The organism is Bacteroides ilei (assembly GCF_900128495.1).
Lineage (GTDB): Bacteria > Bacteroidota > Bacteroidia > Bacteroidales > Bacteroidaceae > Phocaeicola > Phocaeicola ilei.
This window is the reverse complement of the sequence record NZ_LT635801.1, coordinates 2,051,272-2,076,289: the sequence shown is the minus strand read 5'-3', so window position 1 is coordinate 2,076,289 and position 25,018 is coordinate 2,051,272. Positions and strand designations below refer to the sequence as shown.

General features: G+C 44.4%; 26 protein-coding genes. 17 read left to right on the top strand and 9 right to left on the bottom strand.

Annotation, left to right across the window (positions count from 1 at the left end; genetic code table 11):
- Positions 1-4: 4 nt before the first annotated feature.
- The 6 genes from BQ7489_RS08935 to BQ7489_RS08910 all read left to right on the top strand — a co-directional run bounded on the left by BQ7489_RS08935 (position 5) and on the right by BQ7489_RS08910 (position 6,174).
- Positions 5-493, top strand: a complete 489-nt coding sequence (locus BQ7489_RS08935) for a hypothetical protein (protein WP_072530726.1) — start codon at positions 5-7, stop codon at positions 491-493.
- Positions 490-1,701, top strand: a complete 1,212-nt coding sequence (traM, locus tag BQ7489_RS08930; RefSeq protein WP_057249747.1) for a conjugative transposon protein TraM — start codon at positions 490-492, stop codon at positions 1,699-1,701. The genes BQ7489_RS08935 and traM overlap by 4 nt, the downstream gene beginning before the upstream one ends.
- 73 nt (positions 1,702-1,774) lie before the next feature.
- The gene (gene traN, locus BQ7489_RS08925; RefSeq protein ID WP_057249749.1) at positions 1,775-2,662 is read left to right on the top strand and encodes a conjugative transposon protein TraN; all 888 of its coding nucleotides are present in this window, start codon (positions 1,775-1,777) and stop codon (positions 2,660-2,662) included.
- Positions 2,663-2,665: 3 nt separating this feature from the next.
- Positions 2,666-3,139: a hypothetical protein gene (locus tag BQ7489_RS08920; protein ID WP_072530725.1), complete on the top strand. Its 474-nt coding sequence runs from the start codon at positions 2,666-2,668 to the stop codon at positions 3,137-3,139.
- Positions 3,140-3,163: 24 nt separating this feature from the next.
- On the top strand, positions 3,164-5,473 hold the full coding sequence (locus tag BQ7489_RS08915; protein WP_057249752.1) for a type IV secretory system conjugative DNA transfer family protein: 2,310 nt from the start codon (positions 3,164-3,166) through the stop codon (positions 5,471-5,473).
- 11 nt (positions 5,474-5,484) lie between these two features.
- Positions 5,485-6,174 (top strand): TraX family protein, encoded by a 690-nt coding sequence (locus BQ7489_RS08910; RefSeq protein ID WP_072530724.1) that lies wholly within the window; start codon positions 5,485-5,487, stop codon positions 6,172-6,174.
- A 20-nt stretch (positions 6,175-6,194) separates the two neighbouring features.
- Here BQ7489_RS08910 and BQ7489_RS08905 read toward each other — a convergent pair whose 3' ends face one another.
- From BQ7489_RS08905 to BQ7489_RS08875, 7 genes are all read right to left on the bottom strand, one after another.
- A complete protein-coding gene (locus tag BQ7489_RS08905; protein WP_072530723.1) occupies positions 6,195-7,781 on the bottom strand; it encodes an energy transducer TonB in 1,587 nt (528 codons plus the stop codon).
- Positions 7,782-7,844: 63 nt separating this feature from the next.
- Positions 7,845-8,897, bottom strand: coding sequence for an immunoglobulin-like domain-containing protein (locus BQ7489_RS17785; protein ID WP_239496937.1), 1,053 nt, complete (start codon positions 8,895-8,897; stop codon positions 7,845-7,847).
- 14 nt (positions 8,898-8,911) lie between these two features.
- On the bottom strand, positions 8,912-10,261 hold the full coding sequence (locus BQ7489_RS08895; protein ID WP_083580519.1) for an energy transducer TonB: 1,350 nt from the start codon (positions 10,259-10,261) through the stop codon (positions 8,912-8,914).
- Positions 10,262-10,295: 34 nt separating this feature from the next.
- Positions 10,296-10,766 (bottom strand): immunoglobulin-like domain-containing protein, encoded by a 471-nt coding sequence (locus BQ7489_RS08890; protein WP_072530722.1) that lies wholly within the window; start codon positions 10,764-10,766, stop codon positions 10,296-10,298.
- A 14-nt stretch (positions 10,767-10,780) separates the two neighbouring features.
- Complete coding sequence (locus BQ7489_RS08885; RefSeq protein ID WP_239496936.1) at positions 10,781-11,347, bottom strand: immunoglobulin-like domain-containing protein; 567 nt, start codon at positions 11,345-11,347, stop codon at positions 10,781-10,783.
- Between the two features lie 38 nt (positions 11,348-11,385).
- Positions 11,386-13,194 carry an FEKKY domain-containing protein gene (locus BQ7489_RS08880; protein ID WP_072530720.1) on the bottom strand — a complete coding sequence of 603 codons (1,809 nt, stop codon included), beginning with the start codon at positions 13,192-13,194 and terminating at the stop codon, positions 11,386-11,388.
- Positions 13,195-13,326: 132 nt separating this feature from the next.
- Positions 13,327-13,962: a glucosaminidase domain-containing protein gene (locus tag BQ7489_RS08875; RefSeq protein WP_072530719.1), complete on the bottom strand. Its 636-nt coding sequence runs from the start codon at positions 13,960-13,962 to the stop codon at positions 13,327-13,329.
- A gap of 83 nt (positions 13,963-14,045) precedes the next feature.
- On the opposite strand from BQ7489_RS08875, the gene BQ7489_RS08870 reads away from it, so the two are divergent.
- From BQ7489_RS08870 to BQ7489_RS08830, 9 genes are read left to right on the top strand one after another with little or no spacing between them, the layout of a single operon-like run.
- Complete coding sequence (locus BQ7489_RS08870) at positions 14,046-14,831, top strand: DUF4099 domain-containing protein (RefSeq protein ID WP_083580517.1); 786 nt, start codon at positions 14,046-14,048, stop codon at positions 14,829-14,831.
- A gap of 11 nt (positions 14,832-14,842) precedes the next feature.
- Positions 14,843-16,162, top strand: coding sequence for a MutS N-terminal domain-containing protein (locus BQ7489_RS08865; RefSeq protein WP_072530718.1), 1,320 nt, complete (start codon positions 14,843-14,845; stop codon positions 16,160-16,162).
- Between the two features lie 29 nt (positions 16,163-16,191).
- Complete coding sequence (locus BQ7489_RS08860; protein WP_072530717.1) at positions 16,192-16,422, top strand: hypothetical protein; 231 nt, start codon at positions 16,192-16,194, stop codon at positions 16,420-16,422.
- Positions 16,406-17,731 (top strand): ArdC family protein, encoded by a 1,326-nt coding sequence (locus tag BQ7489_RS08855; protein WP_072530716.1) that lies wholly within the window; start codon positions 16,406-16,408, stop codon positions 17,729-17,731. Before BQ7489_RS08860 ends, BQ7489_RS08855 begins: the two co-directional genes overlap by 17 nt.
- A 30-nt stretch (positions 17,732-17,761) precedes the next feature.
- Positions 17,762-18,949 carry a toprim domain-containing protein gene (locus BQ7489_RS08850; RefSeq protein ID WP_072530715.1) on the top strand — a complete coding sequence of 396 codons (1,188 nt, stop codon included), beginning with the start codon at positions 17,762-17,764 and terminating at the stop codon, positions 18,947-18,949.
- 5 nt (positions 18,950-18,954) lie between these two features.
- Positions 18,955-19,695, top strand: coding sequence for a hypothetical protein (locus tag BQ7489_RS08845; RefSeq protein ID WP_072530714.1), 741 nt, complete (start codon positions 18,955-18,957; stop codon positions 19,693-19,695).
- Between the two features lie 26 nt (positions 19,696-19,721).
- On the top strand, positions 19,722-20,267 hold the full coding sequence (locus BQ7489_RS08840; RefSeq protein ID WP_072530713.1) for a topoisomerase C-terminal repeat-containing protein: 546 nt from the start codon (positions 19,722-19,724) through the stop codon (positions 20,265-20,267).
- On the top strand, positions 20,264-20,809 hold the full coding sequence (locus tag BQ7489_RS08835; RefSeq protein ID WP_072530712.1) for a hypothetical protein: 546 nt from the start codon (positions 20,264-20,266) through the stop codon (positions 20,807-20,809). Before BQ7489_RS08840 ends, BQ7489_RS08835 begins: the two co-directional genes overlap by 4 nt.
- A complete protein-coding gene (locus BQ7489_RS08830) occupies positions 20,806-21,480 on the top strand; it encodes a hypothetical protein (protein ID WP_072530711.1) in 675 nt (224 codons plus the stop codon). Before BQ7489_RS08835 ends, BQ7489_RS08830 begins: the two co-directional genes overlap by 4 nt.
- Before the next feature lie 321 nt (positions 21,481-21,801).
- Here BQ7489_RS08830 and BQ7489_RS08825 read toward each other — a convergent pair whose 3' ends face one another.
- Positions 21,802-22,728, bottom strand: a complete 927-nt coding sequence (locus BQ7489_RS08825; protein ID WP_072532093.1) for a tyrosine-type recombinase/integrase — start codon at positions 22,726-22,728, stop codon at positions 21,802-21,804.
- Positions 22,729-22,764: 36 nt separating this feature from the next.
- Between BQ7489_RS08825 and BQ7489_RS08820 the strand changes: the two genes are divergently transcribed.
- Complete coding sequence (locus BQ7489_RS08820; RefSeq protein ID WP_072530710.1) at positions 22,765-23,868, top strand: restriction endonuclease subunit S; 1,104 nt, start codon at positions 22,765-22,767, stop codon at positions 23,866-23,868.
- Here the strand turns inward: BQ7489_RS08820 and BQ7489_RS08815 are convergent.
- Positions 23,861-24,514 carry a restriction endonuclease subunit S gene (locus tag BQ7489_RS08815; RefSeq protein ID WP_113745250.1) on the bottom strand — a complete coding sequence of 218 codons (654 nt, stop codon included), beginning with the start codon at positions 24,512-24,514 and terminating at the stop codon, positions 23,861-23,863. The genes BQ7489_RS08820 and BQ7489_RS08815 overlap by 8 nt on opposite strands.
- On the opposite strand from BQ7489_RS08815, the gene BQ7489_RS08810 reads away from it, so the two are divergent.
- Complete coding sequence (locus BQ7489_RS08810; protein ID WP_204352747.1) at positions 24,477-25,001, top strand: restriction endonuclease subunit S domain-containing protein; 525 nt, start codon at positions 24,477-24,479, stop codon at positions 24,999-25,001. The genes BQ7489_RS08815 and BQ7489_RS08810 overlap by 38 nt on opposite strands.
- The last annotated feature ends 17 nt before the right edge of the window (positions 25,002-25,018 follow it).

Below are 25,018 nucleotides of genomic sequence, written 5' to 3'. Positions count from 1 at the left end.
TATTATGAAATCATTCAGAAAAAAGATACAGGAAAGCCGTCTGAAAACGCAACTGCTTGTCAGGTCGTGGTTGCAGCCCAAACTGGGTGTCATCGGAACAAGATACCGTCTGGCCGCAAGAATCAGACTGGTCAACAGATGGGCGGCTAAACATCCGAAAACGACATTCGCAGGTGTAGCAGGGACACTGCTTCTACTGCTTGTCAGTACCGTTGCCATAGATTCCGGCAACGGGAAACAGAGTGAGCCGGATGTCAGTTCGATAGCCGCAATGGAACCGGTGTTTCAGGGATTCCGTACCATCCAGGCAAACAAGGACATTCACCGCAGTGTATTGACGGACATGACGGTGAAGGGACAGTTACTGCGTCATGAACTGGACTCCATGATTGCCATACCTGTAAAGAGCCGTGAGGATTCCTTGCGGATCATCCTCAAATACCGGCAGCTGGAAAATATAGTCAAATCCATTAAAAACAATGATAACCCATGATTAAGATTAATTTCAAACAGCCCAAGTATATCTTTCCGCTGGTCATATTCGTTCCGCTGTGCGCACTGGTATACTTTGTGATGCAGACCTTCTCCGGTGGTGAGGAGACTGCCGGAACGGTAGCTACAGACCGTATCAACATGGAGCTTCCCCAGGCCAATGCCGAGGAAGCCGGAGACAAGATGTATGAGATGTCCAGACGTTTCGGTGACGAGGATGCCTTCACAGCCGTAAGCGGTATCGGGGAGGAAGAGCAGAAGAAGGAGGAACTGGAACACGGCTACAGCGAGGAAGAGCTGAACCGTCTGGATGCAGCCGAAGCTGAAAGACAGCGACAGCAGAGGGAACTTGAAGAACTGGAGCGTTCCCTTGCCGAATCAAGAAAGCATATCAATGCATATGCTTACGGGAACGGTCCTTCGGGAAACAGTGAAACGGGTTACGGAGGTATGGGATATTCCTCACAGGATGAGTTTGCACGTGACCTTGAAGAGATTCAGCGAAGGAGCTATGAACGGCAGAAGGCCATTGAAAGCGGACTGGGTATCAAAGACCCGGAAGCAGAGGAAGCGGAAAGAAAGCACAGGGCTGATTCCATAGCCAGAGTACGTCAGGAGGAAAGGGAACGCAACCGTCCGAGTCTGGTAATCAAGTCTGATGACACCAATGCCGACAGGTTCAATACAGTTACTGCTCCGGATGAATTTGCCGAAAACAAGCTGATACGTGCCATGATTGACCAGACTACAAAGGCGCATGAAGGTACACGTCTGCGGTTCAAGCTTCTGGACGATGTGACGGTAAGCGGTACAAAGCTGAAAAAGGGAACTTACCTCTATGGAACGGTAACAGGTTTCGGACAGCAGCGTGTCAGGGCTTCCATAACCAGTATCCTTATCGGCGACAGGTTCATCAAGGTCAAGCTTTCTGTATTTGACAATGACGGTATGGAAGGTTTCTATGTGCCTGAATCGGCATTCCGTGATTTTATGAAGGATGCAGGTTCCAATACGGTACAGCAGAATATCAGTTTTGAATCCAGTGACGGTTACAGTACAGGTATTTCCACGGAGGCCATTGCACTCCAGTCACTGCAGAATATGTATAACTCTGCAACTTCTGCCATATCTTCCAATATCAGAAAGAACAAGGCGAAAATCAAGTACAATACTATTGTTTATCTGATAAATTCGGAGGATGCACGCTAATATACCGCTACTTAATATTGCGTTTATATCCGATTATAACAGTACCATTCATAAACTATAAAGATTACTCAATATGAAAACCAGAATTTTTCTGATAATATGCCTTATCACAGGCATAGCCGTACATCTGTCGGCCAACGAGAAGATATACATCAACCGAGAAGTGACTACGCACATTGTCATGCCCGAGAACATCAAAATGGTGGATATTTCCACTACTAAAATTATAGGCAACCAGTGTACAGACAATATCGTCCGCATCAAGCCTTATCTGGAGAATGATTCCATATCGTCGGAAGGTTACAAGGAAAACGAACTGCTGGGTACACTCACCATTATCGGTGAGCGTCATATTGCCCAGTATGACATTCTCTATACCGAATCACCGGATTGTGCTTCTACCATCTACAATGTATCCTACAATGAGACGCAGTCCTATATCAATCCGGAGGTTTCCATGCCTATGGCCGAGATTGCACGATATGCCTGGGCTGTCTATGGAAGCAGAAGAAAGTTCAACCAGATTGTATCAGACAAAAACGGAATAAGGGCATACATCAACAACATCTATTCCATCGGTGACTATTTCTTTCTGGACTATACGCTGAAGAACAGGACTAGGATTGCATACGACATTGAGGAAATAAGGGTAAAACTTACTGACAAAAAGGAGACAAAGGCAACCAACTCACAGACCATAGAGCTTACTCCGGTATTCTCCATGAACAACACCCGTAAGTTCAAAAAGGACTACAGGAACGTGCTTGTGATTCCGAAGCTGACTTTCCCTGAAGAGAAGGTGCTCCGTCTGGAGATTTCCGAGAACCAGATAAGCGGACGTGTAGTGGTACTCACCATCGAGTATGAGGACATTCTCAATGCAGACGGCTTCGACTCGGATATTCTGGACGGTGCCGACTATTACCCCTACTATTATATTGATCATTCCATAAAAAGATAGGCCATGAAAAAGATTCTGTTCATTCTGTTGTGCTCGGTTGCATTCATCGGTACATCGGCACAGACCGGAAAGGTTTCCGTCAATGCCGGATTCCTTTTTCCAAGTACGCTGAATGCCACTTTGGGTTATGAGTTTCCGCTTTCATACGGAAATGCGGTCGAAGTATACGGTGAGGTCGGGAATCACTGGCAGAAGCCGGTATGTCACAATTACTGGAAAGGATATTTCTGGGATGGCAGTATGGTTTACAAGCACCGTCTGGCACGGTACAAGAACGGCATGATGCGCCTTCGTCTGGGGCCTCAGTTCGGTGCGGTACAGAAGAAGTTCTTCTTCGGACTGGAGGCCGGATTTGAATACAGCTATGTGTTCCGCAGCGGACTGGAGTTCTCTGTCATACAGAAGAACAATGTGAACTTCCTGCATGGGGATACCTTCCGCAACGGTCTGCTGTTGGGTATAAAGGTTCCATTTTAGCAAATTCATATACATTTAGAGCGTATGGCATTTGAAGAGACAAGGGAACAGCAGCAGATGTACAACTACTTCAGGAGTTGCATCTATATCTTTCTGATTATTGAAATCATCATGAATCTGCCTGTTACGGCAGACAACAGAGTTACACAGTTCGTACTCGACCTGCTGGCACGGTTCAGGGTATTCAATTCCGTATCGGGATGCAAGGTGGCCGAACTGATATGCATCTGTATTGTCTGTATCGGCACAAAAGCTGAAAAGTCGCTGAAGTTCAATGTAAGGACTATGGTCATCTATCCGGTACTGGCCGGTCTGACACTTGTAGGGCTTTGTTTTGTATTCCACGGCATGAGTTTCGGGTTCAGCTGGCTGGGATTTCCGGCCAACAGGCTTATGTATGCGGTCTGTTCGGTAGTCGGTACCATGCTGGTACATCAGGGACTGGACGGCATTGCCAAGTATTACAACTACAAGGTTGGTGAGGACCGTTTCAACTTTGAGAACGAATCGTTCCAACAGTCTGAAACGCTGGTCAGCAATGATTATTCGGTGAACATTCCAATGATATACTACTGGAAAAAGAAAATGCACAAAGGATGGATCAATATCATCAATCCGTTCCGTGGCACGATTGTACTGGGTACGCCGGGTTCGGGTAAGTCTTTCGGTATCATTGACCCGTTCATCAGGCAGCATTCAGCAAAGGGATTTGCCATGATGGTATATGACTTCAAGTTTCCGACACTTGCACAGACGCTTTTCTATCAGTACTGTAAGAACAGGAAAGCTGGTAAACTGCCTCAGAACTGCGGATTCCGTATAGTAAATTTTACCGATGTGGAATACTCCAACCGTATCAATCCGATTCAGCGGAAATATATCCCCGATTTGGCTGCCGCTTCTGAAACGGCGGCTACTCTTTTGGCCTCGCTCAACAAGGGAGGTGGAGAGAAGAAGGGCGGATCGGAAGCATTCTTCACTAATTCTGCGGAAAACTTCCTGGCTGCCATCATCTATTTCTTTGTAAACTTCCATCCGGTAGGATTCAGGAACGGCAGGAAACTGAAGCGTTTCATATCACTGGAGGGAAAGAAGCTGGAGATTGTCATACGCAACTGGGATGACTTCAATGCCATAGACAAGGACGGCAATGTGGTCCTTGATTTCGTGGATGAGAACGGCAATGACGTATCGACTGACGAGGACCGTATGTTTGTGGACCTGAACGGATACAGTTATAAGGACAGGACCGGCAGGAAGATTCTGATTCAGAGGTGCTGGTATGAGGACGAACATGGCAATGAGGTGGAACCGGATACCGTAACCGGAGAGTTTTCGGATATGCCGCATGTGCTTTCATTTCTTGGGAGACCATACGACCAGGTATTCAATATCCTGATGCAGGATGACAGGATTGCTTCGCTGATGGCTCCTTTCAAGAGTGCATACGAGAATAAGGCGAATGACCAGCTTGAAGGTATGGTCGGTACGCTTCGTGTGAATGCCGCACGTCTTGTGTCTCCGGAAGCGTACTGGGTATTCACCGGGGATGATTTCGACCTGAAGATTTCTGACAAGGCTAATCCGAGCTATCTGGTGATTGCCAATGACCCGGAAAAGGAACAAGTTATCGGCTCGCTCAATGCCCTGGTACTGAACCGCCTGATTACAAGGGTGAACTCAAAGGGTAACATCCCGGTGAGCATCATCGTGGATGAGCTTCCGACACTGTACTTTCACAAGATAGACCGTCTTATCGGTACGGCTCGTTCCAACAAGGTTGCCGTGACTTTAGGTTTCCAGGAGCTTCCTCAGCTGGAAGCTGACTACGGCAAGGTAGGTATGCAGAAGATTATCACCACCTGCGGTAATATCTTCATGGGTGCGGCACGTAACAAGGAAACGCTGGAGTGGGCACAGAATGATGTGTTCGGAAAGGCCAAGCAGACTTCACGCTCCATTTCCATCAATGACCACAAGGTATCAACCACAATATCTGAGAAGATGGACTTTCTGGTTCCTGCAGCCAAGATTGCGGATATGGCAACAGGCTGGCTGGCCGGACAGGCTGCACGTGACTTTACGGCTACCGATGACAGTATGCTTGACCATTTTGACATCGAACAGTCGGAAGAATTCAAGACCACAAAGTATTTCTGCAAGACGCATTTTGACATGAAGAAGATTAAGGACGAGGAAAAACACTATGTTCCTCTTCCTAAAATCTATGAGTTCAAGAATGACAAAGAGAAGGAAATCCTGCTGAACCGTAACTTCAAGCGTGTGAATCAGGAAGTGGAGGATATGGTAAAGGAACTTCTCGGTATCAGCTAAACATATAGCCTATGAATCTGACCTTAAAACCGGCATTCGGACTTAGCGGCAGTGCGCTGAAAGTCATTGCTTTGATTTCCATGGTGATAGACCATATTGCTCTCTATCTGATGGAGCATGGTACCGTATTATACGAAACGATGCGCTGTGTAGGGCGCATCGCTTTTCCTGTATTTGCCTTCCTGATAGCGGAAGGGTTTATTCATACCAGAAGCAGGTACAGGTATTTCTTTACCCTGCTGGGCTTTGCCGTAATCAGTGAAATACCCTGGTATCTGCTGAATGGTGCTGACAGGACACATAATGTGATGTTTACACTGGCTTTGGGTGTGGCCACGCTTATGGTTCTTGAAAATCTTCTGCAACGTAGTCTGGTACTGGGATTCTTTTGGACAATTGGCATGGCCGGACTCGCTTCTTGGCTTGGAGTGGATTATGAATGGAGAGGGATTATTGTTATCGTTATATTTTATCTTTTTAATGTATATGGTCACTCTTTCCCATATAGTAGAGGTATGCAATTTTTTTGCACATTTGTTTTGATGATGCACTACGGGATAATTGGTGCTATAATGGCCTGCATGATTCTATATCTGTATAATGGTACAAGAGGGTTTGTACAGGGAAGCATAGCCAAATATGGTTTCTATGCTTTTTACCCAATTCATATTTTGCTAATCAATCTCTATATGAAATACTAATAACATATATTTAATAACTTTCAGTTTGTTGTGTACGAGGAAAAATAAACAGGAATGGCATACCTCACTTTCTGAGGTTTTCCACTCTGCCGACCCGGTTTCCATTTCGGCATCAGTCTCACTACACGAAGGGCTTCTTCGTCCAACTCCAGATTAAGTCCCCGCAGCACCACTGGATGAATAATGTTTCCTTCTTCATCTATCACAAACTGCACGATGACCCGAGGAATTACAACTGTTTCAGGCACAAGCGACTTGTCATAGTTCAGGTTCTTCCGAATAAAATCCATCAAAGCCGACATACCTCCAGGAAACTCCGGCATCTCCTCTACCACGTCATACGCAATATCCATATCCTTTTCCTCTACAACTTCCTGCAAAGGCTTTGAAGAAGGCTCCTTGTCCGCTGCGTCCCGCTCTTCCACCTCGTTGCCAATCCGAAACTCCGCAGCAAAATACCAGTCGCGATAATTATCCCCAATATCCATTTCCTTCACCACACGATAGATGCCGGGCGTAAGCACATGAAGTGACGGATACAAACTGGCTGAAAAGGGATAGATTTTATTGGATGGAAGAAAACGTTCTTCAAGTGTCCAAACCGTTGCTCCAGGCAAAGACAGCCATTTTTCACCTTCTTTCCGAAGTACCTGGTACGGCGACCCCATTGAGATACTCCGTCCGCTCCGGTTCACGATTCTCACCGCTACGGATTCTGTATTCAGCGGATACACCGCTTTCTCCGTGTACATCTTGATGCCGAAAGTATCCGTACACATCGGTTGGGTGAAATAAGTAACCACATCCTCTTTTCCATCGTTCACCACGATTGCCGCATAATTCAGCACCTTCTGCCGGAACTCTTTCTGCAATGCCTCCGAGTTCACCATACACGACATATACAATGTGTCATTGTCCTGGAATCCCCAAGTATTCAGGTTTTCTATGACACGGTCCTTGGGATGCTTCTCTCCATACCAGTTAATTTTGTCAAGCAATTTCTGATGCTGGGCCTTTGATACGAGTTCAAACTCAGCGTATGCCGTACGTGTATTCCGGTTGAATGATTTGTAAATGCGATACCTGCCGGGACGGTTCTTGTCCGTATAAAACTGAATGGTCTGCCGGTGCGTAGGGTAATCGGGCGTAAACACCCACAATACATCGTTGATTATCGGATTGGTCGGCTGAGGTTCCCATTGCTTTAGTGCTTCGTTGTAATATACCAGACTATACCTTTCCCCACTGTCATATTTCTGATTTGCACGATTGGTAATGAAGACCTTGACCTTGGAAGTCGCTACAGGATAATAATCATATTCCGTACGCATGGAAAGCGAATCTGCAGAAAGAGGACGGCCAACAGGAATATCCCGTGCCACCGGTTCCAGCACCATCGCCACCGGTCGAGGCAGATTGTCTGTCGAAGTTTCCGTATCCGGTTCCTCTACTGCAAGTGTGTCATCCGTTACTTCCGGACTCTGTACTGCCGGAGGAGTCTCCTTTACCAAAGCAACATCCGATTGTGCTTTTCGCTTGCCCGTACAGCCGGCACACATCATGCAAGCCACCGCCACAAACAATTGAAAAAGTGCATTTGTTTTCATACGCTATACAATAAAATTCTATTTCCCTGTTCACCTAATAAGAATAAAAGGGTATTTAACGCATTATTTAATCTCAAATTCTGCCGACATCAACCATTTCTTTTGCCCGCCAATAAAAGAAATCTCCTTAAATACCTTATAAATACCCGGACAATTTTCATTAAAGATAGGGTAAAGACACGCATCAAAATGGTAATCCTTACACGAGGGAACCCCAATTCCAATATCTAACCAAGAATTGTTACCATTCAAAAGAATCCATTGGTTGCCCTCTTTACGGACCACTCCATAATCCTCGCCGAAAAAAAGAGTCCTCTTACTATGATTGGTCAACGTCACCGATACTGTTTCCGTCCCAACCGGATAAGATTGATGCTCTGTCCTCATCCGTATCTGCAACGTATCGCTATAAGTAGCTTGAATCAACGGTATATCTCCTCGAAAAGCACCGTGACTTACAGACGAATAACTTAATACTTTACGACGAAACATTTCCTGAAACCGGAGGTCGTTATTCATCAACATTACAAAAATAGTATCGCCCTGAGTATAAGTCATAAGAATATTTTGTGCTACTGTATCAGTCTTATCGTTTGCACCTTTTCTATTATAGTCATCGATTCGTCTGCGTAACTCCAACACTCCCTTGGAATCTACCAATTCAAAAAACGCATAATGCTTCTTCACACTATTAACAAAACATTTACCAATACGGTATTTACCCACCCGTTTTTTTAAACCAGTAATATCCAAAGGAACAAGCTGGCACACGCCTTTATATCCAGATGGAATGAGCAAGGGAGTATCCGGAACCGTATCTACCGGCAAGGCTTCCCACATATTCTGGTCCTCATCATAATATTCCAAAGTATATGCTTGCCGGCCTTCACAAATATCCTTAGAATGGTTAGTCACTTGAAGCACCACTTTCGTCGTCTTCAACGGATAATAATCATATTCTGCCGATATATCAATCAAATCGTCTGACGCCAAATGTGTATTCTTATCAGTTGATGTATTCGACTGATGATGGGTTTCCATACAACCTGCCAGCAATCCATTTGCTACCAGAATGCCCCATAAGAAAAAACAAGCTAAAAATCTGTTTCTGTTCATTATTCACACTCAATTTAATTCGTGTTCTGCACAGAAGGTTTAAACGCAACAGGAAAAGCAAACTTTACATTTCGGTTCTTCCCGGCCTGTCTGCCCGGTTTCCATTTCGGCATCAGACTAACGATGCGTAAGGCTTCTTCATCCAACGCCGGATTTGTACTCCGCAACACCACAGGGTTAGTGGCATTTCCCTTCTTATCTACTACTATTTGAATGATGACACGCTCATTCTTTTCAGCCTTGTCATGCCGCAGGTTTTTCCGGATAAACTCCATTAAAGCAGGCATACCACCGGGAAACTCTGGCATCTCCTCCACTACCTGATAAACTGTTTGCTCATCTTCCTTTGGAGCCTCCACATAATTCTTTACTGTCGTTTTTGGTATCGGAGTTTTTTCAGCCCGTTTGGCTTTCTCGTAATTGTCCGTCAGACGAAATTCTGCCATCATCCGGATATTTTCTCTTGACTCCAAAGACACCTCATAGAAGAATCGGTAGCGTCCCGATGCATTCCCATTGACTTCTGGATACAATCTCGCAACAAACTGACGTGATGAACCAGGAGTAACATAATAGGCAATATCCACTGCAAATGTATTAATAGGCAGTTCATACCATTGACCATCTTTCCCTTCGTAAGTAATGAAATAATGCTCTCCACAAGTAATCGCCTCATTACTTCCGTTCATGAGAATGAATGAAGCAGTGGAAGCCGTATCAGCATAAACAGTGTATTCCGGATACAGGCAAATACCGTGCGCTTCGGACACACCAGTGACATTATTCCGAACGGGCTCTTCCGGACCAGAAAAACGAATGGCAGGCGAATCCATCAGCAACCTGCGGAATTCCGCACGGGCTTCCGGAGTGTTACGGATAAAGGTCACTTCAATGAAATGGAGCGTACTTCCCCACATCATCATATTAGCTTTCAATTTACCTTCCGGCAAAGCATTATACCGTCTGTTCAGTTCATCCAATAAATCTTTAAGCTGTTTTTCTGAGAAAATACTGTCGGTCATCATTTCGATACGGAAAGCCTTGCTTCTCGACACCTCTTCCAGTATCTTCCGTGCCCGCAGCGTATCACCCCGTACCTGAAGGACCAGTGTGTTTCCGTCAAAATAATGTCCCTCTAGAAAATCCGGACAACGGGGACTCCCGATAAAATCTCCGATGCTGTTCGGATCATCACCGTAAGCCTTACTCAAGGCATCAATAACTTTATGACCTTCAGCCTGGTTAGGAACAGGCACATAAGGTACGACTTCTGAGGCTTCCGCTTTCTTTTGTTCCGCATTACTGATGCAGCCTACCATCAGCAAGAAAACGCAAGCCGGTAAATATAGTCCTTTTCTTCTCATTGTATTATCGATTTTTCCGTGAAACAATTTTCCGTTATTTGTCTATCCAGAACTCGGCACTTACTGTAATTTCTTCCCTCCCGTCATGAAATGATTGAATAATCCGATATTTTCCGGATGTAATTCCATAGCAACTGACAGGATAACTAAAACAATAATAATCAGGAGCAAAGTTTAACTGCATACCTACATCTCCAAAGCCATACATTCCATTCATCTTTGCACCTATCCACGAGCCGTTTTCCCATTTCTGCAATATCCAGTCACCACCAAAAATCAGCGACTTACGCTTAGGATTCAATAGGATAGCATACACATTCTTCGTATCAAGCGGATAATGGTTCTGTATCATATTCATCCGCATAGTATTCCCTAACGTATCACAGTTCAGACATTGTGCATCGGCAGGTCCAATCTGCATAACCTGCTTTTTTGATGCCGTGCGATTGCATCCCAGTCCGCATATTGCCATCATCGCCACGAAATAAATATACCAGTTTTTCATACTCCACACATTTTTTATTTAACCTCAAAACTGTCTGTCAAAAGAATATCCTCATCACCTCTGCTAAATGATTTCTGAACCCGGTATTTCCCTTTTGGAATGTAATATTCATTCAGTTTACAACGGAAGCAATACAGCAAAGGAGCCTTCTCTATCATAAACGCATCACTATTCCATACAAGCGTATAGGAGGTATCCCTTTGTTTCGGTGGACACCATTTATCATTTTTCCACAAATAGAAACGTATATCCCGTCCGAACTCCAACGGAATGTCCTTCGGATTGCTTACAAACACATTAATCACGGGCACATTTTCTGTATATACTTCATGTTCTGTCCACATACGGGTTTCTCCGTCATATGCTTCAGGTAAATCTTTTGTATACCAAAGTTGACACTGACGTAATTCGTATGTTACTGTATCTTGAAATGAAGCACAAGTATCGGCAACCACGATAGATGTCATGCTGTCCGCACCTCCAATAACAGCTGTAGAGATAGCCTCCTGCACAGGCTGTCCGGGCTTATTTACACAGGCCGCCAGCAAAATCAATATGACACATGCAATCTCTTTTCTCATATTCATTCCATTTTAATGAAAACAATTATTCCTTTTATCTATTTCATCAGTATCGTTTTATCACACGGTGTATAGCCGATAACCAGCACATCAGTATCCGGATTAACAGTAGCAGAAGAATCCAGTTTATATTGAACTACAAGTGTATCTTTACCTGCCTTCAATAAAGTAGGGACATTCATCACCTTTTTAAAAGTGTCCAATGCTGTTTTCCGAAACGACCGGTTGCTGCAAGAAATGATTTTCGGTTGCACTACATATCCGTTACTGTCCACTACATATTCAATGCGAAGCAGACACTCTTTTCCTTTGCTCAGCAATTTTACCGGATACTTGCTTTCCTTATGTAAAGTCTTGATAAACCATTTATAGTCACGAAATTCATCTAAAGATTTATCCAGGCCAAATATTCCTTTCGGAGCCTCCTTGCGCCATGAAGTGCCAAACTTCTTATCCAGATAATCAAAAACCACCTGATTATAAGCTGTCAGCAGATGATTGGGAACACCCAGATAACAGTCCAGTGTTCCATCCTTCTTCAATGGATAAGAAACGTCACAACTCACACCATACTTCTCCCAGAAAAAGTGTGTGCGGATTTTCTGTTCCTGCCCTTCCGGTATTACCCGGCGCAGTTTAGGATGTCCCTTGAGGATGTTTTCTTTCGACAACTCCGGCGAACAGTCATATTTCAAAATATAATCATACCATAAAGGAAGCACCATCCGCAGCGTGTCATTATGCTGCGAAGGGAGGGTTACTACCGTATCACAAGGAGCGAGTCCCACATACTCCGCTTTCAGATGATAAGTTCCAACCTCCAATCCTTTTATCCGGAAGCAGCCGGTGGAATCTGTCAGCCATCCTTGAAACGGTTGTTCAACCATGCTCAAATTGGAGCCAACCAGCACATCATGTACCACATCATAAGGAGGACGTTGACGGACAAACTCACCATACACCCGACCCACAATCGTGTATTTTGCAGAATCACCCTTATCATGCGTTATATCCTCCTGCAAAGGCATAACAAAATTCCGATATTCCATTGTGTACTTCCCATTGATAAAAAGCACCTCCCATGGATAAATGGATTCCAGTGTTTCTTTGAGGGCAAGAGCCAGCGGGTGATTTCCGTCGTTTATCATTTTTCGCGAAGTACGCAGAAAAATGAAACGTACGTCACAGTCTACGAAGTGACCGTCCTCCGTCGTCTGAAAATCACTTAGCGAAAAAAGGAACCGTTCTCCACGGTATTCAGGAAACCGCTCCCAAGGAAACCGACGCACAATCTCCCCATATGCCTTTGTCAGATTCAGTCCGGCTCTCCGGTAATTATGATAAGTCTGCGTTTCCAGCACTTTACCGTTCCGGACGGTCAGTACCTGCTCCGTTTCCATGTTACGGTCGAAACCGTCATGCACGTATCTCACCAAATCACCTTTTCCGGCCCGAAGTTCCCCACTGAACCAGCGGGCTTGAATCGTCCCCGCCCGACAATAGGCCGCAAAAATCGGCTGCAAGTCCTTCACCTCATACACCCGTGTAGATTTCTTCTTGCCGACCTCTTCATAGACATCCGCCTCTACCCGTTGCAGGCAAAGATACCCGTCACGCACCTCCCAGAAAGCGGTATATCCGCTATAATTGCCCGTGGACCGACTGACATTTTCCGGAAGAAAATCTCCCATCCGCCTGCATAGCAGGGAGTCGTATCCTATCGGCTTTGCCATCAAAACCCATTCTTCTCCTTCCAGACGAATCACATCACCCGATTGTCCTGTAGCCTTTGCAAAGGTGACGATAAGTGAAAGTAATATCGCAACAATAAAAAATTTTATACGCATAGCTTATTTACTCATATGTATGATATTCCCCTCTAAAATAGCAAAAACTATTTGAAAATACAAGGTTTCTCCGTATACTTTATACTTTGCCTTACTTTCAACAAGAGTAAATAGATAATGCTGAGTTTTAATCTATAATATCATTATTACATCTGTAAGAGTAGTAATGTAATCCTTATCTTCCGCATAACCGATCTCATCAAGCCAAAGCAAATAGTTACCACTTTTATATTTGTATTGAACTTTTGTATAATAAGCCCGAACACTTTCCGTCCAATGATTGAATTCATAGTATTTCCCTGTACGTGGATTGGTAAGTCCGAAAAGATTATGCTTATTTCGACATACCGATGAACGGAACCATCCGGTTTCCAGTATAGCCTGAGCCAATACGATTTTGGGATATAGGATTCCGTTTCTAATGATTTCTTTATAAAGGTTGGGGATGGTAAGTTCAGGAAGATGATTTTCTGATTTAGTAATATCATCTGTTTTCTTTTGCAGTTCTGTTTTTAGGGATGCATTCCTGTCACTATTCCGGCTGATATTTTCCAATTTTTTCTGATTGTCCGGCCCGACAATCAGGGTATCTTTTACCATCATCTTATTCTTTTTCCCTTCTGTAACATCCTTTGCTGCACGGTTATAAGACTCTTTTCGTCTTTCTGTAGGCAGAATTTCCGAATCTCTGGTTATCGTATAGAACTGTGCCGATACGCTTACCGGCAGTAGCATCAGAAGCAGTGAAATCAGAATAGTGTTGCGCATTTCTTTTTCAGGGGATTGCCGTAAATACATTTGTGGCATTCAGGCGGTTAGAACCGCAAATATAACAGCTTAATTACAGTAATATGGAAATGCACAACAGAAATCAGTCCGATTTATTGCCATACGAGAAACTGGCAATACTGGGTATCGACCGTGAAAAAGCGGACAGCTTACCCATGGAAGTGAAGGAGAAGCTGATGGCAGGTGAAGTGACTCCCATCATGCTGGTATCCATCAACGCAAGGAACGGCAGCATCATTACCATGCCGATGAAGCTACAGATGACTACAGACAAGAACGGTGCTCCGGCTCTTATAGCTTATCCGGTACGTGCCGAACTGGACCGGGAACGCAACAAGGTTCTCAATCTCACTCAGCAGGAGGCTGAACGCCTGGCCAGAGGTGAGGTAATACAGAAGGCGGTCAACGTAAACGGTGAAAAGACTCAGCAGTATCTCCAGCTTGATCCGGAAACGAAATCCGTCATTCACAGACGTGTTACAGACATCAAGCTGGAGCAGCGTCTGAAGGACATGGAGAAGGTAAACGACATTGAACTGGGTATGCAGCAGAAGCAGCAGGTACGGGAGGGAAAACCGGTTGAGCTGAATGTGGGCGGTGAGAAGGTTTCAGTCGGCATTGACCTGAAGGAGCAGCAGGGATTCAAGCTTATCAAGGGTGACATGAAGGAATGGGAAAGGCAGCAGAAGCTCCGCTATGACGAGATTCATCCTGAATACCTCGGCCTTGTCATGACTGACAAGAACCGTTGGGAGTATCAGAAGGTGGTGGACAAAAAGTCCGTGGAACGTGCCATTTCACTCTCTCCATCCCGAAAGGAAACAAAAGCAAACAGCCTTAAACTCTAATACTGATTCCTATGACTAAAAAAACAGATTCAGATAATGATAACGGTATCATCAGGCAGTTCAACGAACTGAAGAAGAAGCATCCGGATGCCATGCTGCTGTTCAGACGGAACAGTTTCTATGAACTCTATAAGCAGGATGCCGTCAAGGCTGCCGCAGTGATTGCCATCGAGATTACAGACAGGATGCTGCCTGACTACAAGAGACCTGTAAAGGTTGCATCATTCCCTCAATCAGCACTTGACGTTTATCTGCCCAGACTGATACGTTCCGGAATCAGGGTGGCAATCTGTGATGCCTTGGACAGTCCTTTGAAGAAGAAGGCCGGACAGGATAAAACTGAAATTAATGACAGAACCATTCAAAACAATACAGATATGGGAAATAAGAAAAAGGAACAGGGTATGCAGGAAGCTCCTGACAGAACAGTGGAGAACACTGTTGATGTAAAACCTGTAAGGGAAAAGAAGTCGAAGGCCAAAGCCGAAACTAAAGCTGAAACCGGGACGGATAATGAGGTAAAGACCGAAAAGAAGAACGAACAGAAAACGGAGACAGCCCAGGAACGCAAGCCCCGTGAGCCGCAGATGGTGACTGCCAACGGTGAGAAGGTTACTCACGGCCATGCCTACCAGAGTACCACGAATCCTGCCGAATGGTACTTTACCGCAAAGATTGACGGACAGCAGCTCAAGCCGCAGAAGATGGATGCAGCAGACCTTGCTGCCTATCAGAACAAGGAAATGACTGTACCGCAACTCATGGAACGCTACTATCCGACAAAGCTGATGCCAAAGGTTTCTGAGGAAGCCTTCCGTATGCCAATGGAGATTGCAGGACCGGACGGTTCCATAACCGTTAACAAGTTCAATGTCTATAAGGAGAAAAACGAGCAGCGTCCTGACTTTGGGAAATACAAGTTCTATGTTCAGGTTGGGGATACGAACATGTCTGCCGTGGCTTCACGCCAGGACCTGAATGCCTACTTCGACAGGGTGGCCACTCCAAACCAGCTTATTGAGAAGAACTTCGGGGAACGTCTGCATCTGAAATCCGCATACGAGAAGTATCAGCTTCCTGAAGGTGTTGACCCCAAGGGTGTGCGTGTGGCCAAGGACAGGAACGACAACAAATGGAAGGTGTCGGTTGACCTCGGAGAAAAGGGACAGACTTCCCGGCATGAAATCTCCTTCGATGACGGCTATTCGCTTTTCAAGACCAAGACGGCCACAAGGGAACAGATTGCGGCCAAATATCTGAATACGGAAATAACCGGTATGCTTGCCGCCAATACCGCAAAGGTGGAGAAAACGGCTTCTATGAAAATGTAACATAATCAGAAAACTAAAATACAAGTTATATGTCAGCTAAAATGAATCATGAGGAGCTTGTGGAGCTTCTGCAGGAGGGCAAGATAGGTTTCCTCCGCTTTGTTATGGACAGTGAGAATGCAGATGATTATCTGGAGTGGTGCCGGTCACACGGTACGGACTCTTCGGATGAATCGGCCGAGTTCTATGTGGAACAGACGGACATCGAGCAGATGGACCGTCAGGTAATGGATGACGACAGCTATGGCATCTGGAACTGACTCTCAGGGAAACAGCGGACAGGTGGCCATAGACCGTTTCGCTGCAATGATGATTGAGCGTATGCAGCAGATGAAGGATACCGGATGGAAACAGGGATGGATTGGAGGTGCATCGGGTTATGCCGGACTGCCGCAGAATGTGGGTGGCCGCAACTATTCCGGTTCCAATTCCTTCTTCCTTCAGATGCATACTGCAGCCATGAACTACCAGCTTCCTGTATATCTGACCTTCAAGCAGGCTCATAACCTGAAGGCTCATGTCCTGAAGGGTGAAAAGGCCTTCCCGGTGGTGTACTGGGATATGATGATAAAGGACAGTCACGGCAAGAGGATAAGCACGGAGGATTACCGTGCAATGAGCAAGGAAGAGAAGAAGGATATGGATGTCATTCCTTTCATCAAGTCATTCCCGGTATACAATGTGGCACAGACCAATCTGGCCGAAGTACAGCCGGAGAGGATGCAGAAACTCATGGACAAGTTTAAGGTTCCGGAACTTAGGGATACGGAAGGTATGTACACCCATGCCGCACTCGACCGTATGGTGGAGACGCAGCAGTGGCTTTGTCCGATACGTGCCGACAAACGTGAGAACGGTGCCTATTATTCTCCCTCAAAGGATATTGTGGTGCTGCCCATGAAGGCGCAGTTCAATATCGGTGATTCTCCGGAAGAAACCTACCGTGGCGGAATGGAGTATTATTCTACCATGCTGCATGAAATGACTCACTCCACCATGACACCGGAGCGTCTGAACAGGGAGATGGGTGGCAGGTTCGGTGACCCGAAATATGCCAAGGAGGAGCTGGTGGCGGAACTTACGGCTGCCATGATCAGCCATTCCATGGGCTTTGATTCCAGGATAACGGATAACTCAGCTGCCTATCTGGACTCGTGGATTGGTGTACTGAAACAGGAACCGAAGTTTATCGTATCGGTCATGGCTGACGTGAACAAGGCTTCCGACCTGATTCTTGACCATGTGGACAAACAGCGTCTTGCACTCGGCGAGCAGCCTTATCTGGCAAAGAATGACACGCTGGCTCCTGTCAGTGCGGACGAGGAGATGCCTTTCAGGAATGCGGCCATCGTCAAGACACGTTCTGGTGACTATGCCATCCGTGCATCATACGATGGTGTGGAACTGGGGCTGAAGAAGGTTTCCAGAGAAACGGCCAAAACATTCTTCCAGCTTACGGACTGGAAGGACAAGGAGGCTTTTCTGAACATGACGGCACGGAAGACATACGAACCGGAGATTACCATGATGGGCAGGAACCGGAATGCCGGTACAGGACTTGGTATATGAAATTCTGTATAACATCTTAAATCGGAAAGCATGAGTGACTACAAGGTTAATTTCAGGGAAATGAAATCCCGTGTGGGGATTGATGACATTGCATATGCTCTGGGATACCGTCTGGACAGGAAGGCCGGTGTCGGACGTTACATCGAGCTGGTGCTCGGTGAGGGCGGTAACAGAAGGGATACGCTGATTGTCAGCCATCCGAACGACAAGGCGGCACAGACCTTCTTCCGCCGTGACGGTTCCAAGGGCGATGTGGTGACACTCATACGTGAGAATCTGTCTTCCTTTACCGTTTCGGGAAAGGATGAATGGCAGAAGATAGCCAAGGTCATGGCACGCTTTGCCAACATGCCGGAACCGGAATACAGGGAGGACAGGGAGTATGTTAAATCGGCGGGAAAATCATGCGGTGTGTTTGACGCTTCCAGATATGAGGTGAAGCCGGTTGATACAGGTGAAATACCGGGACTGTTCTTCCGGCGCGGACTGTCCAAAGCGACAGTTACGGTTCTTTCACCCTTTATTTCCCTTATAAGGGACAGGAACAACGGGAAGTTTGAAGGCTACAATATCGGATTCCCATATACTGACGGAAAGGGAAATGAAGTCAGAGGGTATGAAATCAGAGGACATGGCGGCTACAAGTCAAAGGCTGCCGGTACGGATTCGTCATCTTCGGCATGGGTGGCTGTTCCTTCGGGTATCAGTCCGGACAATGTAAGAAGCGTGTTTTTCTGTGAATCAGCTTTTGATGCCATGGCCTTCTACCAGATGAATCGGATACAGATTGGGGACAGTGCGGCTCTGGTTTCATTGGGCGGCACATTTTCCGACAGGCAGATAACCGGAGTTATGGAACGCTTTCCCAATGCACGTGCCTTCGACTGTTTTGACAACGACCTGGCCGGAAGGATATACGGACTGCGCATGATGGCTCTGCAGGAAGGTATTCAGATGAAGATAAGCAGGACTGACGGCGGCATCCGGATTGAAGCGAAGGGAAAGGTATTCGACCCTGACATGAACCGTCCCCTGCTGGCCCAGGTTGCCAGGCAGCTGAACATCCGGTACCGTATGGGACAGTGGCTTCCGCCGAAGGCTTTCAAGGACTGGAACGACTGTCTGCTGAACAGGCCGATGGAGCCGATGATTTCACCACACAAAGAGGAACGTGAACAGAATCTGAGCGAACAAAGGAATAAAGGACGTAAAATCTGAATGATATGGACAAAATCAAGATAAGAATAACGGTAGTGGCTGCCCTTGCTGTTTTTCTGCTGAAAGGTACAGACACTTTTGCACAACAGACAGACCCGACTCTGACGGGGGCTGTCTTTGCACAGACTTCCACTCTGAAGAATATCTATGACAAACGTCAGAAGGCTCATGAGAAAATCATTGCTGCCGAGACTGCCGTAACGGTCGCTCTCGACAGGGTACACAGTGTGGAGAACAAGATGCTGGAATATCTTTCCAATGCACAGGGTGCCATGCAGAATCTCTATCAGATTAAGCGTGCCGGGGAACTGGTGGCCACGGAGATACCTCAGAACTGCAGCCTGCTGCTCAAATCGGTCGGCAGTAACCTGAAGGGAACGGCCATTGCTGCAATCGTCTCGGACGAGCTGGCTGATGCCGCAACCCAGATGGCTGCGCTTTATCCGTTCATGAAGCAGCTGGTGACTTCCGGAAGCTATGATACAGGCGGTTCTGACGGAGGCAAGGAGAAGCACAAGGTAAACCTGCTCAGTTCTTCCGAGCGGTACTACATAGCAAACGAGGTACTGACCAGACTGGAGGCTGTTAATACCGACCTCTTTATCCTGGCATGGCAGGTACGCACACTCTCATGGAATGACCTCTGGTTCTCTCTTGACCCGGAAGGTTGGGCAAACGTGATGTCCGGCAAGAACATCATAGGCGGAATCGTTGCGGACTGGAACCGGTGGTTCTCATTCAATTAATTCAAACATTGTAATTTATCAGGAATATGGATTCAGAAAAGAAGATTATAGGACGCTGCCCGTTCTGCGGCGGCAACGTGGTGAAGACCTGCAAGGGGTATCGCTGCGAAAACAACACAAGTGAGCATCCTTCTTGTGTGCTCAACATCAATGCCATCATCGGCAACCGGAAAATGAATGACGGGGAGATTGCCGAGTTTCTGGAGAAACGCCGTATCCTTCTGGACGGATTCTCCACCAAGGAAGGAAAGACTTTCCCGACAATGCTGGAACTTGCTGATGACGGTGCGGTCAATATGCAGTCTGTTATCGGCAGGTGTCCGCACTGCGGCGGCGAGGTACGTGTGGGAACAAGGGCTTTCAACTGTTCCAACTACAGCAATCAGGAAACACCGTGCTCATTCGCCATATGGAGGAATATAGGAGGCCATCAGCTGACACTGGAAGAGGTGAAAGAGCTTTGTGAGAAAAACATTACTTCATCCGAGCTGGAGATGTACCGGGAGGACGGTTCCATTTACCGCAAACGCCTCGGTCTTGCTCCGGACAAACTTCAAATCGTAAAGATATGAAACAGGGAAAGAAACTACTGATACTGCCTGCAGTGGCAGTTCTGCTCGGAATGGGAACCGGCTGTTCCGACAACAGCGAGAATAAGGCACAGGATATGGCCAAAAAGGCACTGATGGCTTCAGTGGACAATCCGGAATCAGTAAAGATTGTCGGCATCAGCAAACCGGATTCTGTATTTGGCCGTGAGTATGTTACCATGAAGGAGAAGATGGCTCTTTCTGTGGCCATGATGAAAATCAGCCGCAGGTTTATGGAGGATACGGATTTTGATAATCCGGATTCAGAATGTCACGGGATGTCCGGACAGATGAAACGTCAGATGGATGCCATGACGGCACTCCGCTCTCTGATGGTTACGGGGGAACTGAAGCCTGCTGGTGATGAAGCCGGGCAGGAACGCAAGCCGTTCAGCGGCTGGAAGGTAAAGATAGAGTATGAAGCTACTGATTCTGACGGGCAACCGTACCGCTCTGAATACTGGTTTATTATGGACAAGGAAGCGCAATGTGTAATCAGGTCATTTGAAATTCCACTGTTATGAAACTGAAAAGAATTTTATTACCGATATTGGTATGGAGTGGGCTGATACTCACTTCCTGCCATTGTGAACATGAAGAAGATGACGGTCTTTTATCTTCCCTTCAAGTCGGCAATGTGGTTTGTTCAGACGGGAATATATTGTCCATGGACAAATTCAAGCAATCTGACAAGGAAGCTGTTGCCATAGTTTTCCATGTAAACCGTAGTGCTGAAACTGACAATCTTGGTTATGCAGTTTACATTCATGATATGGAACCTCTGGCTTTTGCCGACAGTCTTGGTATTGATCAGGGTACTTCTGCATCATTGACTGATGAGGACGGAAATGAGAATACCTATTCTTTGTTCAACAATGATGAAGTCCAATCACCAATGGCTATCAAATCTTTTGATTTGTGGAGTTATGGACAATCGGCCTATATTCCTTCTGTCCGGCAACTCTATTATTTGTTTTCTATCCGGCATCAGATTAATGAATGTATAACTGAAGTCGGGGGAACTCCGATTAATCTGAATCCGGGTGAATGCTGGTTATGGTCTTCTACTGAAGTGGAAGGGCAAAAGGAGAATAAGGCTTGGCTTTACTCTATGCAGTCAGGAACTATTCAGGAGACACCGAAAGATCAACCTCATAAATCCAGGCCGGTAATTTCTATATATACGACCAAATAAATAAAAGTCTAAATATAGTCATCTGTAGAATTTCAGATACTATATTTAGACTTTCTTCTTAACAGACATTTATTTTTGTGCATTTTGATTTGAAATCCCTCTGTTATGAAACTGAAAAGAATTTTATTACCTTTACTGGCATGGAGTGAGCTGATGCTCACTTCCTACCATAGCATATAAGAAATGTTAACTTATGTAACAAGTATAATCTATATACACCCCTACTAATACAGCCAAACGCCTCTATGTGAAAAAGGCATTTGGCTTTGTATTTATAATCTACTGATTTTTTGTAATCTTATATAAAAGGTAAATATACTCTTACTTTCCTAATGATTTGAACATTTTTGTAATGCAACGTTTCTTCTGTTCCATATTAGGATGAACATAAAGATTAAGTGTGGTAGAAATGTTAGAGTGACCTAATAAAACACTCACTGTTTTATAATCGCATCCGGCCTCAATACAGCGTGTTGCAAAGCTATGACGTAAACCGTGATATTTCAATCTGGGAATACCGAGCTTTTCCATCAGTCCGTTATAATAGTTACGGTACGTACGTGGTTCTGTGGGATGTTCATCATTGGTAAGTACATAGAAATTATCATTGACAATCTTCTTTAGTGGTTTAACTATAGCAAGCAATTCCTTGCTCATGGGGATTTCTCTGCATGAGTTTTTTGTTTTTGGGGAACTGATAACAAGTTCTGTATGTTTCTTTTCTCCTTCAATCATATATATACGTTCAATGGTACGGCTAACAGTTATAGTACCTTCTGTTATATTGATGTCATTCCATTTCAAGGCACATATTTCACCGATACGTAAACCTGTACTAAGACTTATATAAATGCCAAGCCCTGTAAACGTAAAATGACTCTGAATATGATCAAGTATTTTCCTATGATTAGAAACAGACAATACTTCCAGTTCCTTGTTCGCTGAATTTGTAGGATATTTGATGTCCCACTCATAGTAGTTCATCCATTCATTCTTTACTCCAAACTTCATCACCATTTTCAGAACGATCAGAATGTCTTTAATTGATTTGACACTCAATCCACATTCAATCTTTTCTAATACGAAACTCTGTACACTCTGTTCTGGAAGTGAGTCATTCTCTCCAAAAGCAGGAAGGAGGTGGTTTTCCAAAATCAATAAATATGCAGCCATTGTGGACTGCTTCACGTAAGGTCGCTTGTACTCTTTCCAAGCAACCGCAATTTCTCTAATTGTCTTGTTATTCATAAAATTCTGATAATTAATTCTCATAATTAAAGAAATATAATAAGAGATGTTCCAAATCTGAGATTCCCTGAATTTACGGAAGAATGGGAAAGATGCTCCTTGGGGCATGTAACTGATTTTGTAAAAGAACGGATTAGTACAGACAAGCTTACTTTGGCTAATTATGTATCAACAGAAAATATGAAGTCTGATTTTGGTGGCATTAACCCGGCTATATCTATTCCTAACAACACCAACGTAATACACTATAAGAAGGGTGATGTGTTATTATCTAATATCCGTCCTTACTTGCGTAAAGTGTGGGCAGCAAATAGTGATGGAGGTTGTAGTACTGATGTGTTTGTTTTTAGAGCTAAATCTATTTCTCCTTCATTCCTACATTATATAATGGCAAATGACACTTTTATCAATTATGTTATGTCTGGAGCTAAGGGCGTGAAAATGCCACGTGGGGATAAGGAGCAGATGCTGAAATATGTTTTTTCAATCCCTAGAATAGAAGAACAGTACAAAATCAGTCGCTTGTTGCATTTGCTAGATGATCGTATCGCTACCCAAAACAAAATCATTGAGGATTTGAAAAAACTAAAGTCCGCAATTTCAGAAAGATTCTTTACGTCTATAAATGGTGATGTTGTTACATTAGCTGATATATGTGATATAGTTAAAGGTAAACAAGTCAATGGAGAATTTCTTACAGATAGTGGCAATTACTATGTGATGAATGGAGGCATAGAACCATCAGGTTATTATGATGATTATAATACTGAAGCCAACACCATATCTATAAGTGAAGGCGGAAATTCTTGTGGTTATGTACAATTCAATACCACTCCATTTTGGAGTGGAGGACATTGCTATACAATTCAAAATATCACAAATAATGTAGAGAAACTATATCTGTATCATTACCTTAAATGTAATGAGGATACTATTATGAAACTTCGCATTGGCTCAGGATTACCTAATATTCAGAAGAAAGATTTAGCTAAATTCAGGGTAATAGTACCGATAATAGAACAACAAAAAACAATTTCTGCTTTTCTTTCTTTACTTGAAAGAAAAGTCCAAGTAGAAACTGACATCTTAATTGCTGTACAGTCAGAAAAACAATATTTACTTCGCCAAATGTTTATATAAACATCTGACGAAGTAGGTATTGCCGTTGTGCAGCGTAACAATTCAACATGCGTTGTTCTCGTGCTATCTTTGATAACAATGTACCTATAATCTGAGCTATTTGTTTCTGTTCATCCATAGATGGAATACAATGAATAGTATTAAAGTAATCTACAACAGAGATATTAAGTAAACCATGATTTCTTGCACCTTCACCAGCTATATTTGCGACAGTTTTATGCCATTTTTTTGATTCAAAATAATAGATGAGAAAATCAGAATCCACTCTAGCTGGGTCTGGACGAAAACAAATATATAATGGGGATAGTACACCCTGCTCATAATTGTCTAAACGTTTTACTGTCCCCCAAACATAATCTCCCGAATAACTTTTATTATATGCAAAATCTCCCTTTTGTAGAAGGTAATATCCTGACAAATTTTCACTAGCAACATTCTTGTTGAAAAATTCTTCTTGACTAACAAGACCATATTGAGCTGCTATCGTTAAAACTTGCTTACATTGCTCTCCCGTATTTTTTCTGCAGATTCTATGGCAAATATCAGAAAGCCGTACAAAGTGCCAATCACCGAAAAAACCATATAATCTTATTTGTGGTTGCTTATCTTTGGGACTAGAAAAAAGTTTTTCACAGATTGCGGACATTTCAGAAATTTCATCCTTAATTCAGGCAATATGCGAAACCTTAATAGAATCAGAACAGCATAAAGTCGAATTGTCATTTAATGATTTTGGTAAACCATATTCAGGTTTATCAGGTAAAAGTGCAGAAGATTTTGGTAATGGGTGGCCCTACATAACATATATGAATGTCTATCAGAATCAAATCATTGATATAACCGATGTTGGTTTAGTCAAAATCAATGAGACAGAGCAACAATCGGTTGTCCGCTATGGCGACATTCTTTTCACCTTGTCATCTGAAACACCGGATGAAGTTGGAATGGGTGCAGTGTATTTGGGAGATGCTTATCCTTTATACCTGAATAGTTTTTGTTTTGGTGTCCATATCACAGATGAAAGTAAGATTTTCCCTCCATTTTTAGCATACTATATTTCAACCAAATCATTTAGAAAGGCTGTTTTCCTACATATTCCGGAGCATACCCGTTCACTTTCCAGCAGCTTATAAAGCATAAAAATAGCCTT